A 12,713-nucleotide genomic window follows, 5' to 3' on the forward strand; every position below is an offset into this window, starting at 1 on the left:
CCATTGCCGTAGCGGCCCCGTTTACAGGATCAACACCCCGCAAACGGAGCTTCGCGATGCGCCTGCAACCCCTGCTGTTGAGTTTCTCCAGTGCCAGCCTCGTGCTGCTGGCCGCCTGCACGAACACTTCGGGCTACCACGATGGCATGGCGACCGGCGCGGCCTCGGCGCCGCCTCCGCCGGAACTGGAGGCACGCCGGGAGGCGCATGACAGGGCCGCCGCCAAGGCGCGGGTCCAGGCCCAGGCCGCGGGCGGCGCGCAGGTGAAGAGGGCCTACGAGGCCCTGGCGATCGCGCCGGCGGCGCCGGCCCTGCTGGCGCCGATGCCCCAGTTGGAGGACCGCGAGAACTACGCGAAGATCGAAAGCAACCCGGTGACGCTCGTGGCCGAAAGCCCGGTGTCCACGTTCAGCATCGACGTGGACACCGGCAGCTACAGCAACGTGCGGCGCTTCCTCAACGGCGGCAGCCTGCCGCCGCAGGACGCGGTGCGCGTGGAGGAACTGGTCAACTACTTCGACTACGACGATCCGCTGCCGCGGGACCGCAGCCGGCCGTTCAGCCTGCACACCGAGATCGCCCCGACGCCCTGGAATGCGAAGACGAAGCTGCTGCGCGTGGCGATCCGCGGCTGGCAGCCGACGGGGCCGCGCCCGGCGTCCAACCTGGTGTTCCTGGTGGATGTGTCGGGCTCGATGAACGAGCCGAGCAAGCTGCCACTGGTGAAATCCTCGCTGAAGCTGCTGACACGGCAGCTGACGGAGCGGGACCGCATCAGCCTGGTGGTCTATGCCGGAGCCTCCGGCGTGGTGCTGGAGCCGACGCCGGGCGATGACGGTGATGCCATCGAGAGCGCGCTGGACCGGCTCAGCGCGGGCGGCTCCACCAATGGCGGCGAAGGCATCCGCCTGGCTTATGCGATGGCGCAGCGTGCCTTCATCCCCGGCGGCAACAACCGCGTACTGCTGGCGACCGACGGCGACTTCAACGTCGGCACCACCAGCTTCGAGCAGCTGGTGGACCTGGTGGAGGAGAAGCGCAGGAGCGGCGTGGCACTGACCACGCTGGGCTTCGGCGGCGGCAACTACAACGACCAGCTGATGGAACGGCTGGCCGACGCCGGCAACGGCAACCACGCCTACATCGACACGCTGGCGGAAGCGCAGAAGGCCCTGGTGGATCAGCGCGACGCCACGCTGACCACGATCGCCCGCGACGTGAAGATCCAGCTGGAGTTCAATCCGGCCCTGGTCAGCGAATACCGCCTGATCGGCTACGAGAACCGCCAGCTGCAGCGCGAGGACTTCAGCAACGACAAGGTCGATGCCGGCGAGATCGGCGCCGGCCACCGCGTCACGGCACTGTACGAGATCGCGCTGGCGGGCGAGGGCGGTGAGCGCGTGGAACCGCTGCGCTACGGCGGCAAGGCGCAGGCGAAGGCCACCGGCGAGGAACTGGGCTTCCTGCGCCTGCGCTACAAGCGTCCCGGGGACGGCATGGAGGCGGCCAGCCTGCTGATCGAGCACCCCCTGCTGCGCCGCGAGGTGCGCGACAGCCTGGAGGGCACCAGCGATGCCTTCCGCCTGTCGGCCTCGGTGGCGGCCTTCGGCCAGCTGCTGCGCGGCGGCCAGTACACCGGCGGCTTCGGCTACACTCAGGTCGAGCGGCTGGCGCGCGATGCCCGCGGCCGCGACAGCCATGGCTATGCAGGCGAGTTCCTGCAGCTGGTCAAGCTTGCGCAGGGCCTTTCCACCGGCCAGGCGCGGGCTCAGATAGGAGAGTAGCGACTGGAAGCGGCAGAGGGCGGGGCGGGGTTCGCCGATGCGGCGGCCCCGTCCGGCGACGAGGAACTGATGCTGCAGTACCGGAACGGAAGCATGGCCGCGTTCGAGACGCTCTACCGCCGCCACAAGGATCCGCTCTGGCGCTACCTGCTGCGCGGTGCCGAGGATCGCGAGGCCTGCAACGAGATGTTCCAGGACGTCTGGGCCAGCGTGGTCCGCAGCCGGACCTCCTGGGAGCCGCGCGCACGCTTCACCACCTGGCTGTATACGCTGGCGCACAACCGGCTGGTGGACTACTACCGCCTGCGCACCCTGGCCACCGCACCGCTGGAAGAGGCGGAGGATGTGGCTGGCCCCGAGCACGAATCGCCCGATGCGGCGGCGCGCAATGCTCAGCTGCGGCAGCGGCTGCTCGATACCCTGGCGCAGTTGCCGCATGAGCAGCGCGAAGCCTTCCTGCTCAAGGAAGAGGGTGGACTGAGCCTGGAGGAGATTGGCCAGGCGACCGGCGTAGGGCGTGAGACGGTGAAGAGCCGGCTGCGCTACGCGCTGGCCAAACTGAGACAGGAGCTGAGCGATGTCTGGCCCTGAACGCCAAGCGCCCGACGACAAGCTGCTCGAGGATTTCCTCGACGGACGCAGTCCCGCGAGCCGCGCCTGGCGCGAGGCCATGCGCGGTGAATCCGCGCCTCCGGAGATGGAGGGCGCGGTTCTCGACATGGCCCGCCGCGAGATCGAAGAGGCGGCGGCCCGGCCGCCCTCGCGCGACCGCTTCCGGGACCGCCGCTGGCCCTTCGCGCTGGCCGCGGTGCTGGTGCTCAGCTTCAGCACGCTGCTGACCATCGTGCAGGATCCGGCGGCGCACAAGGATGCGATGATGGCGGCGCCCGATGCGGCACCGGCCGCAGCCGTGGTGCTGCCGGAAGCCGCGGCGCCGGTCGCTGTCGAGGCCCCGCCGCAGCCGGCGCCAGTGCGTGAGGCGGCCCCGGCGCCCAAGCCGCAGGCATTCCCCGCGCGGCCTTCTTCGCCGGCTTCGGCCATGTCCGCCGGTTCGGCGGACGCCCTCCGGGACCGTGCCGCGGCGGATGCGCCTTCCGGGCCGGAAGCCGCCGCCATGGCGATGCCCGCGCCACCGCCGGCCGCGCCAACCGCGACGGAGGAGTCGCGCCAGGCGGAGCCGGATGAGCTGAAGGCGGCGAGGCGGACTCCCGAGATGCTGCAGCAGCGTGCCGCGCCGCCGGCCTTCGCGGGAGCCGCGAAGCTCGAGCGCGAGGAGGCGGAGAGCGAAGCGGCGGCAGCAACCGGGCTCGAGCGTATCCGGCGGCTGCTGGCCGAAGGCCACGAGGAGCAAGCGCGTCAGGCCTTGGCGGCCTGGCGCAGGCAGTGGCCGGAACGTCCCGTTCCCGAAGACCTGAAGCGGCTGGCCGACTGAAACGCTCAGGCCGGGCCGAGCGGCTCCGGCGTGCCGAGGATGGCGTTGAGCCGCGCGCAGATGCGCGTCTCCATCGGCCGGGCCAGCAGGGGCAGCGAGCGGAAGGGGCGGTACTGCGGATGCTCGCCGAACTCCACCTTGGCGCTGCCGCGTGCCCCGCGGTAACCCTCGGCGACCACGGTGCAGCGGCTGCGCAGGACCTGGCCCTGCAGGATCGAGAAGCTGTTATGGCTCAGGTCCATTTGCCACTGCAGGTAGCTGCGCGGTGCGGAAACCTCCAGTGCCATCATGCGCTGGCCGTCGATCTCCATGCTCGCCAGGCCGGTCTGGCTCCCCAGGGCGAACTCGGCATGCGCCAGCAGGCGCGGCAGGCCGTACAGCTGCACGCCCACGTCGCGCGGGCGCGCGCGATCCACGGCGGAGGCCAGCGTGAACAGGCCCAGGGCCGGGTCCTGCCCGCCGCGCAGCGCCTCGCGCAACAGCGACCAGGCCGGCAGGCGCCGCGGTGTATCGAGGAGCATCGGGGTGGCGATGTTCAGTTCCTGGTAGCGGCCCAGGCCGCCCCGGTGGAAATGGTAGGCCGATACCAGCAGCACGCCATGCCAGGGCGTCAGGCGCGCCGGCGCCAGGCGTGCGGTCTGCGGCAGCAGCGGTCGAAGGCTGTCCAGCGGCACGGCAAACGCCGCCGACACCATGCTGACGTCGGTGTGGACCATGGGGAAGCGGTTCGGCGGTCCATACCAGCCCGACCAGTCGATCTCCACCAGCGGCTGTGCAGCGAGCTCCTCGAACAACCGGGGAGCGATCAGGTTGTCGCGGCCCTCGGCCTCGTCGGCCAGCAGGGTCTGCGGGGCGGGCGCGACGCCGTCGCGCGTGCGCGTGCGCAGCTGGCCCGGCAGTTCCACCGGTACGACGGGCGGCAGGGCGGGCAGGCGCAGCATCAGGGATTCCGCATCAGGCGCGCCGCCAGCCAGGCCAGCACGGGGCGCGGCGTGAGACGCGTGAGGAAAGCCGACAGGGCGTTGAACCGTCCGGGCACGATCAGGTAGCGCCGCGCCAGCATGGCGCGGATGCCGGCCCTGGCGACAGCCGGGCTGCTCATCATCGTGGCGTTGTGGAACCAGTTGCGCTTCTGTCCCGAGACATCCAGGAATTCCGTGGCGGTGACACCGGGACAGATCACCGTGCAGGACACGCCGCTGCCGCGCAGCTCGAAGTTGAGGGCGTGCCCGTAGTTGAGCACGTAGGACTTCGCGGCGCCGTAGGCGGCGTAGCTGGGCGAGGGCTGGAAGGCCCCGGTGGACGCGACCTGCAGGATGTAGCCGGCACCGCGCTTGACCATGTCGCGCGCGAACAGCTGCGTCAGCTGGGTCAGGGCCACCACGTCCAGTTGCAGCATCTCGGTGCTGCGCCGCGGCGGCAGCTCCACGTCGCGGCCGAACAGGCCGAAGCCGGCATTGTTGACCAGGATGTCCACGTCGCGTTTCTGCTGGCGCAGCAGGTCGTGCAGGGCCCGGGGCGCTTCCGGCTGGGACAGGTCCAGGGTCACCACGGTCACGTCGGCGCCGTGGGAGGCCTTGAGTTCCTGCTGCAGCTGCTTCAGGCGATCCTCCCGGCGGGCCACGATGACCAGCCGGCAGCCGCGCGCGGCGAGCTCGCGGGCAAAGTCCACCCCGAGGCCCGAAGAAGCCCCTGTGACAAGCGCAGTTCTCCCCGCGATGACGGAATCCGCCACGACGTCCCCCGATTGGTCGTTCCACCCCAATTCTTGCACGCGGCGGCGGCGCGTGCTGAATCACCGGCGTAGGGATTTTCCCATCCCTGCCTGCGGATGCCGGCAGCGTCTCAGGCGATCGGCAGCTCCGGGGATCCCGCCTCTTCCCGCTGCAGGCGGGCCGCGTGGCGTCCGGGCGATCCGGTGCCGCGGCACAGCGCGGAGTAGAAGGCCGGGACCACGTACAGCGTCAGGACGGTCGAGAACAGCACACCGAAGAAGATCACGATGCCCAGGATGGCGCGAGCCTCATGGCCGGCGCCGGTGGAGAAGATCAGGGGCACGGCGCCGGCCATGGTGGCCACCGAGGTCATCAGGATCGGGCGCAGGCGGATGCGGCTGGCTTCCATCAGGGCTTCCTCGAAGCCCTTGCCGGCGTCGCGCTGCTGGTTGGCGAACTCCACGATCAGGATGCCGTTCTTGGCCGCCAGTCCGATCAGCATGACGATGCCGATCTGGGCATAGACATTGAGGGTGATGCCCAGGGCCCAGAGCGCCCCCAGCGCGCCGAATACCGCCAGCGGTACCGTGGTCATGATGACGATGGGGTGGACAAAGCTCTCGAACTGCGCCGCCAGGGCGAGGTAGACGATCAGCAGCGCCATGCCGAAGGTGAACAGCAGTGCGCTGCTGGATTCCTTGAAGTCGCGCGACTCGCCCTTGTAGCTCAGGCGGACCTGCTGCGGCAGTTCCTCGCGGATGAGGTCCTCCATGTAGTCCAGCGCCTGTCCCAGCGTATAGCCGGGCGCCAGGCTGGCACTGATCGTGATCGAACGCAGGCGGTCGGTGCGGTTGTAGGTGGCGGCGGCCGCCTTCTCCTTCAGCGTCACCAGAGAGGTCAGCGGTACCAGGCTGCCGTCGGTCTGCGAGCGCACGTAGATGTCGGAAAGGTCCTGCGGATCGCGGCGCTGTTCGTCGGGCGCCTGCAGGATGATGTCGTACTCCTCGCCGGCCTGTTCGAAGCGCGTCACCACGCGGCCGCCCATGAAGGTTTCCAGTGCGGTGGAGATGGCCGAAACGGGTACGCCGCGGTCGCCGGCCCTATCGAGGTCCATGTCCAGTTCGATCTGCGGCTTGGTTTCCTTGTAGTCGGAATCCAGGCGCTGCAGGCCCGGGTTCTCGGCGGCGCGGCTCAGGATGCGGTCGCGCCATTCGGCCAGCTCGGCATAGTTGCTGCCGCCCAGCACCACCTGCACCGGCTGGCTGGCGCCGCCGCGCTGGCCGAAGCCGGCGCGCTGGTTGACCACCGCGCGCACGCCGGGCAGGTCGCGCAGGGCCTTGCTGTACTCCTCGCCGATCTCCGCGGAACTGCGCTCGCGGGACTTCCAGTCCACCAGGGACAGGGACAGGTTGCCGTTGTTGACGTCGTCGTTGCCGCCGCCGATGGAGGGAATGCGCAGCATCACCCGCTCGATCTCGCCCTGGCCGATGCGCGGCGTGATCAGCGCCTCGATGCGCTCCATCTCGCGGCCGGTGTAGCCCAGGCTGGCACCCTCCGGGGCGGTCACCTGGATGATGAAGCCGCCGCGGTCCTCGGCCGGGGCGAACTCCTGGGGCACCATGCGGAACAGCAGCCAGGTGCCCAGCCCCAGCGCCGCCAGCGCGGCCCAGGCCAGGGCCGGGCGCCGGACGAAGCCGCCGAGCGTGCGGCCGTAGGCCTGCGACAGCCGTTCGAAGCCGTTCTCGATGCCCTCGACAAAGCGGCTGCCGTGGTCGTTCTTGCGCAGCAGCGCGGCGCTCAGCACCGGCGACAGCGTCAGCGCCACCACGGCGGAGCAGATCACGCTGCCGGCCAGGGCCAGTGCGAATTCGCGGAACAGGCGGCCGACGTTGCCCTCGAGGAAGCCGATCGGCACGAATACCGCCACCAGCACCGCGGTGACGGCGACGATGGCAAAGCCCACCTCGCGCGCGCCGCGGTAGGAGGCCAGCAGCGGCGATTCCCCCAGCTCGATGCGGCGATGGATGTTCTCCACCATGACGATGGCGTCGTCCACCACCAGGCCAATCGCCAGCACCAGCGCGAGCAGCGTGAGGATGTTGATCGAGAAGCCGAAGGCATGCAGGAAGATGAACGAGGCCAGCAGCGAGATCGGCACCGTGATCGCCGGGATCAGCGTCGCGCGGGCATTGCCCAGGAACAGGAAGATCACCAGGATCACGAACAGCGCCGCATAGATCAGGGTGAGCTCCACCTCGTGCAGCGAGGCTTCGATGAAGCTGGAGGTGTCGTAGTTGACCTCCAGCTTCATGCCCTCGGGCAGATCCGGACCGATGGCGCTGGCCATTTCCTTGGCCTGCTGCGCCACGGTCAGCGTGTTGGCCGTGGAGGTCTTGACGATGCCGATGCCCAGCGCGCCGGCGCCGTTCGCACGGAAGGCGCCGCGCGGGTTCTGCGGACCCAGCTCCACCTTGGCGACGTCGGACAGGCGCACCGGGAAGCCGTCGGCGCCGCGGGATACGACCAGGTTGTTGAAGTCCTCGGCGCTGCGGAAGGGCCGCGCGGTGCGCAGGCCGAACTCACGCTCGTCCGACTCGATGCGCCCCGCGGGGCGCTCGATGTTCTGCTGGCGCAGCGCGTTCTCGATGTCCTCGGCGGTCAGCCCGCGCGCGGCCAGGCGGCCGCGGTCCAGCCAGACGCGCATGGCGTAGCGGCGGTCGCCGCCGTAACGCACCTGCGAAACACCGTCGATGGTCGAGAAACGGTCGACCAGGTAGCGCTCCGCATAGTCGGTGAGCTGCAGGGTATCCATGCGGTCCGAGGTGAGCACGAACCAGAGGATGGGACTGGAGTCCGCGTCGGCCTTGGCGATCTCCGGCGGGTCCACCTGATCGGGCAGGCGTCCTACTACGCCCGAGACGCGGTCGCGCACGTCGTTGGCGGCGTCGTCGATGTTGCGCGACAGCTCGAACTCCACGTTGATCTGCGAGCGGCCGTCGCGGGAGGACGAAGTGACGGTGCGGATGCCCTCGATACCGGCGACGCGGTCCTCGATCAGCTGCGTGATCTGGGTTTCCACGACGGCCGCCGAGGCCCCGGTATAGGCCGTGCTGATGGAGACGATCGGCGGATCGATGTCCGGGTACTCGCGGACCGAGGTCGAGCTCAGGCCGAACAGGCCGAAGACCACCAGCAGCAGGTTGATCACCGTGGCGAGGACGGGGCGCTTGACCGAGGTGTCGGTGATCCACATGGCGGGGCAGGTATGGGTTCCGGAATTCGCCTTCAGACTGGACAGGGCCCCGCGGGTTCCGCAAACGACGGCGCCGGGCCCCGGAGGCGCCCGGCACAGTGTGACAGCAGCCTGTGACGACAGCTACCGCTGGGGCGTGGCCGCGGCGTCCTGCACGTTCGGATCCGAGACGAAGCCGATCTTGCCCAGGCCGGCCTTGGCCGCTTCCGCCATCACCTCGGCGATGACCTGGTACTTGGTGTCGCGGTCGGCACGCAGGTGCAGCTCCGGCTGCGGCTGCTGCTGACTGGCTTCCTGCATGCGGGTCACGGCCGTGGCCTTGTCCACCGGCTCGCCGTTCCAGAACAGCGCGCCGGCCTGGTCGATCGAGAACTCGATCTTGTTCGGGGCGGGGGGCGTGGAATCCGCCGTGGTGCGGGGCAGGTCGATCTTCACCGCGTGCGTCAGCAGCGGCGCCGTGATGATGAAGATCACCAGCAGCACCAGCATGACGTCGATCAGCGGGACCATGTTGATCTCCGCCATCGGCGAGGTGTTGCCCTTCTGTTCGAAGCCGCCGAATGCCATGGCCTCAGGCCCCGGTCTTGAGCTTCACGACGTTGTTGCCGCCGCCGGCGAACTGCTGGCCGGTGGTGAGGAAGGCGAACAGGTCGTGCGCGAAGGCATCGAGGGCACCCAGCACGACGCGGTTGCTGCGCACCAGGTAGTTGTAGCCGAGCACGGCCGGGATGGCGACGGCCAGGCCCACGCCGGTCATGATCAGGGCCTCGCCGACCGGGCCGGCCACCTTGTCCAGGGTGCCGGCACCGGACATGCCGATGCTGACCAGCGCGTGATAGACGCCCCAGACGGTGCCGAACAGGCCCACGAAGGGAGCGGTGGAGCCCACCGAAGCCAGCACGCTGAGGCCGGATTCCATCTTGGTGGTTTCCTCGTCGATGACCTTGCGGATCGTACGGGTCAGGAACTCCGAGGCCGTGCCGGCTTCCTCGAGGCGGCTGGCACCGAAGCGGGCGTGGTGATCGCGCGCCGTGATCGCGTGGTGCGCCAGATGCGAGAATGGCTCCTCGGCACGGTGCGCGGCGACGGCGTCGTGCACCTGGTCCAGGCTCTTGGCGTTCCAGAAGAAGTCGAGGAATTCCTTGCTGCGCTTGCGCTCGAGATGGCCGCGGATCGCCTTGACGACGATCAGGTACCAGGAGGCGATGCTCATGACCAGCAGCACGAAAAGCAGGAACTTGCCCACCGCGTCCGACTGGCCGATGAAGTGGGAAAAGCCGAGGGTCTGGGTTTCCATGGGACTCCGGAAAAGCGGTTATTTGGCCAGCGTGAAAGGCATGGAGAAGGTGACGGTCTGTTCGAACGGCTTGCCGCCCTTCGTGCCCGGCTTGAATTTCCAGCGGCGCACGCCGCTGACGGCGGCGTCGTCGAGACGACTGAAGCCGCTGGACTTGCTCACCTTGATCGACTTGGGCAGGCCGTCCGCGGACACCAGGACGGTCAGTTCGACGACCCCTTCCTCGCCCAGTTGCCTGGAGCGCATGGGATACGCCGGAATCGGATTGTTGAGATAGGCCGCGTCGAACTTCGGCGGCTCGACCACCGGTTCGGGTTCGGGGCCGGGCGCCGGCGGCGGCGCGGCCTGGATCGGCGGCAGCGGCTCGGGCTCCACCGGCTCCGGCGGCGCCTGGATGGCCTGCGGCGCCGGCTCGGTGGCCTTGGTGGTGATCAGCGGCTTGGGCTTGGGCTTTTCCAGCGGTGGCGGCGGCTGCGGCGGCAGCGGTTCGGGCGGCTTGACCGGCTCCGGCACCTCGGGCTGGATGAAGCTGACGTAGAGCGGTGCCGGCGCGACCTGCTCGGGAGCGATCTCGGACAGGGCCAGGATGCCCCAGAGCCCCAGCACGTGTGCGCCGATCACCAGGGCCAGGCTGCCGAGATTCAGCGGACGTTCGTTACCTTGGGAAAGGGTGGCCAGCATCGGGGGAGGCGATCGGACAGCGGCGAAAAATCGAGAAATCCCTGGTCCGGCTGGAACCGCCGGATTCGTTGAGAATGTTTCTCATTCTAACTATCCGCTGCACGGCAGCGCAAGCAGGAATGTTGTTTGTTAGCTAGCTAGGTATTTCCATGAGAGAATACGTCAATGCCATGTCACTGCGGTGACATAATGGAATGATCCCCCGGAGCGCGGCTCCACAGGCTAGAGGACCATGATGATCAAGTTTTCGACGGCGGTACGGGTCGCCCTGGCGGTATTGCTGATCTATTCGGGCTACCTGGTGCTGCTGGCGTCCAGCCTCCCGCCGGAAATCTTCAAGCCGCTGTTCTCGGAGCAGGGGCCCTTCGAGGAGATGAGCATCGTGCTGTGGGTGGCGCTGGGCGCCATGCTGATGTTCCACGACGCCCGTTCGCCGAGAGTCCTGGCCCTGGCGGCCCTGTCTTTCGTTTTCGCCGCCCGCGAGGCCGACCTGCACAAGGCCTTCACGGTAATGAGCATCGAGAAGATCAAGTTCTACCTCAGCCCCGACGTGCCGGTCCTGCAGAAGATCATCGGCGGACTGGTGTTCCTGGCGGTGATCGCGCTGATCCTGCACCTAGCCCGCCTCTGCTGGCAATTCTTCTTCCGCCAGGGCGGCCTGCGCACACCCGTCGGCCAGGTGCTGATCCTGCCGGTGCTGCTGCTGCCGCTGTCTAAAATCCTGGACCGCTTCTCCAACGTGCTGAAGGAGGCCTTCGACATCCATCTTTCGTACACGGTGAACCAGTTCATCGCCGCCTTCGAAGAGGGCATGGAGATGGCCATGCCGGTCCTGTTCATCGTGGCGCTGCTGCTTTACCGTGCCGGCCGGCGCGAGGCGGCCGGCGCGGCAGCGGACACGTCGCTGCTGCAGCAGGGCAAGCGCTGAAGGACTGCCGGCAAAGGAAAAAGGGCTGCCGGATGGCAGCCCTTTTTCGTTGCGGTGGGCATTTCAGCCCAGCGGGATGAAATCCGGCTTCTCGCGGACGGCGCAATCCGGGCAGGGCCAGTTGTCGGGAATCTGCGACCAGGGGGTGCCCGGCCGGAAACCCTCGTGCGGACAGCCGATGGCCTCGTCGTAGACGTACCCGCAATCGCTGCACTGGTAGCGCGCGGCGTTCGCGGCGGAGGCGGCCGGGGCGTGCTCCCCGGGGAAGGTCTCCGGGTGCCCATCGTCCAGGGGCTTGCGGTGCCAGCGCGCCATCAGCTCGGCCCGCTTCGGCGGATGGAGATTGGCCAGGCTCAGGTCGCCCTGGTAGTGGCGGGCCACCAGCGGGTCCATCTGGCGGAACCACAGCCAGGGGATGTAGGCGGGGATCAGCATCGAGGCGTAGCCGGACGGCAGCTGCGGCGATTCGTCGAAATGACGCAAGGCCTGGAAGCGGCGCGTGGGGTTGGCGTGATGGTCCGAGTGCCGCTGCAGCTGGTACAGGAACAGATTGGTGACCACGTTGTTGCTGTTCCAGGAATGCGCCGGCGTGCAGCGCTCGTAGCGGCCGCTGGGCAGCTTCTGGCGCAGCAGGCCGTAGTGCTCGATGTAATTGATCACCTCCAGCAGCGAGGCGCCGTAGAAGGCCTGCGCCAGGAGGAAGGCCAGGGCCGGCCAGCCCAGCCAGGCGGTGAGGGCGCCGAACAGCAGCACCGACATGCCCCAGGCCTGCAGGTTCTCGTTGTGCAGGCTCCACAGCGGCTGGCCGTTGCGGGCCAGGCGCTCCTTCTCGATATGCCAGGCCGAGCGCAGGCTGCCGATCATCGTGCGCGGCAGGAAGTCCCAGAAGCTCTCGCCCATCTTCGAGCTGGCCGGATCGTCCGGGGTCGCCACGTTCTTGTGATGGCCCTTGTTGTGCTCGATGAAGAAGTGGCCGTAGGCCACCGGCGCCAGCGTCAGCTTGGCCATCCAGCGGTCCAGACCGTTGGTCTTGTGCCCCAGCTCGTGCGCGGTATTGATGCCGATGCCGTTGATGGTGCCGACCGTGAACATCAGGCCGATCCACTCCCAGGCCGCCAGGCCACCGGTGGTGGCCAGCCAGGCGCCCCAGGCCGTCAGCAGGAACTGCGTGGGCAGGTAGGCCAGCACGATGGCGCGGTAGTAGCGGTCGTTCTCCAGCTGGGCCACGGCGCTCTCGGGCGGGTTGCTGCGGTCCACGCCCACCAGCCAGTCCAGCACAGGGATGATGACGTAGACCAGGATCGGGCCGCCCCAGAGCCAGGCGCCGTAGCCGGTCAGGTGGTAGAGGATCACCGCGAGGGTGCCCAGCACCGGGATCATCGGGCTGAGCAGCCAGAGTGCGCGCTTGCCGTCTACCCAGGGCGTGGCATCGGGCGTCGCCACTGTTGTTGTATTCATTGTTGCCTCCAGCTCCTGCACCCGCGAAAGGCCGCGGTGAGCCGCTCTCCGGGTTCTACGCCCGGGGCGGTGCTATAGTCAAACCTGCGGCAGGCAGGGGGGAAGTCGCCATCCGCCGCTGTAACATTGTCAGACGCCGCCACTGGCGCGGAACTCCGGAATTCC

11 protein-coding genes are annotated in these 12,713 nt (G+C 68.6%); 4 read left to right on the forward strand and 7 right to left on the reverse strand.

Annotation, left to right across the window (positions count from 1 at the left end; translation table 11 throughout):
• The first annotated feature begins 56 nt into the window (after window positions 1-56).
• The 3 genes from C3942_RS14900 to C3942_RS22350 all read left to right on the forward strand — a co-directional run bounded on the left by C3942_RS14900 (window position 57) and on the right by C3942_RS22350 (window position 3,216).
• The gene (locus C3942_RS14900; RefSeq protein WP_104231148.1) at window positions 57-1,784 is read left to right on the forward strand and encodes a vWA domain-containing protein; all 1,728 of its coding nucleotides are present in this window, start codon (window positions 57-59) and stop codon (window positions 1,782-1,784) included.
• 93 nt (window positions 1,785-1,877) lie between these two features.
• Entirely contained in the window at window positions 1,878-2,375 is a 498-nt protein-coding gene (locus C3942_RS14905) for a sigma-70 family RNA polymerase sigma factor (protein WP_243393619.1), read from the forward strand.
• Complete coding sequence (locus C3942_RS22350) at window positions 2,362-3,216, forward strand: hypothetical protein (protein ID WP_165797468.1); 855 nt, start codon at window positions 2,362-2,364, stop codon at window positions 3,214-3,216. Before C3942_RS14905 ends, C3942_RS22350 begins: the two co-directional genes overlap by 14 nt.
• A 5-nt stretch (window positions 3,217-3,221) precedes the next feature.
• Here C3942_RS22350 and C3942_RS14920 read toward each other — a convergent pair whose 3' ends face one another.
• From C3942_RS14920 to C3942_RS14945, 6 genes are all read right to left on the reverse strand, one after another.
• Window positions 3,222-4,157, reverse strand: coding sequence for an acetoacetate decarboxylase family protein (locus C3942_RS14920; protein ID WP_104231152.1), 936 nt, complete (start codon window positions 4,155-4,157; stop codon window positions 3,222-3,224).
• Entirely contained in the window at window positions 4,157-4,990 is an 834-nt protein-coding gene (locus tag C3942_RS14925) for an SDR family NAD(P)-dependent oxidoreductase (protein ID WP_366516623.1), read from the reverse strand. The genes C3942_RS14920 and C3942_RS14925 overlap by 1 nt, the downstream gene beginning before the upstream one ends.
• Before the next feature lie 71 nt (window positions 4,991-5,061).
• Window positions 5,062-8,184: an efflux RND transporter permease subunit gene (locus tag C3942_RS14930; RefSeq protein ID WP_104231153.1), complete on the reverse strand. Its 3,123-nt coding sequence runs from the start codon at window positions 8,182-8,184 to the stop codon at window positions 5,062-5,064.
• 123 nt (window positions 8,185-8,307) lie between these two features.
• Window positions 8,308-8,751 (reverse strand): ExbD/TolR family protein, encoded by a 444-nt coding sequence (locus C3942_RS14935; protein ID WP_104231154.1) that lies wholly within the window; start codon window positions 8,749-8,751, stop codon window positions 8,308-8,310.
• A 4-nt stretch (window positions 8,752-8,755) separates the two neighbouring features.
• Complete coding sequence (locus C3942_RS14940; RefSeq protein WP_104231155.1) at window positions 8,756-9,481, reverse strand: MotA/TolQ/ExbB proton channel family protein; 726 nt, start codon at window positions 9,479-9,481, stop codon at window positions 8,756-8,758.
• An 18-nt stretch (window positions 9,482-9,499) separates the two neighbouring features.
• Window positions 9,500-10,162, reverse strand: coding sequence for an energy transducer TonB (locus C3942_RS14945; protein WP_104231156.1), 663 nt, complete (start codon window positions 10,160-10,162; stop codon window positions 9,500-9,502).
• 232 nt (window positions 10,163-10,394) lie between these two features.
• Between C3942_RS14945 and C3942_RS14950 the strand changes: the two genes are divergently transcribed.
• Complete coding sequence (locus C3942_RS14950) at window positions 10,395-11,090, forward strand: hypothetical protein (RefSeq protein ID WP_104231157.1); 696 nt, start codon at window positions 10,395-10,397, stop codon at window positions 11,088-11,090.
• 63 nt (window positions 11,091-11,153) lie between these two features.
• Here the strand turns inward: C3942_RS14950 and C3942_RS22985 are convergent, their stop codons facing one another.
• Window positions 11,154-12,548 carry a fatty acid desaturase gene (locus tag C3942_RS22985; protein WP_104231158.1) on the reverse strand — a complete coding sequence of 465 codons (1,395 nt, stop codon included), beginning with the start codon at window positions 12,546-12,548 and terminating at the stop codon, window positions 11,154-11,156.
• Window positions 12,549-12,713 lie beyond the last annotated feature (165 nt).

This window comes from Solimonas fluminis, assembly GCF_002930645.1.
GTDB lineage: Bacteria > Pseudomonadota > Gammaproteobacteria > Nevskiales > Nevskiaceae > Solimonas_A > Solimonas_A fluminis.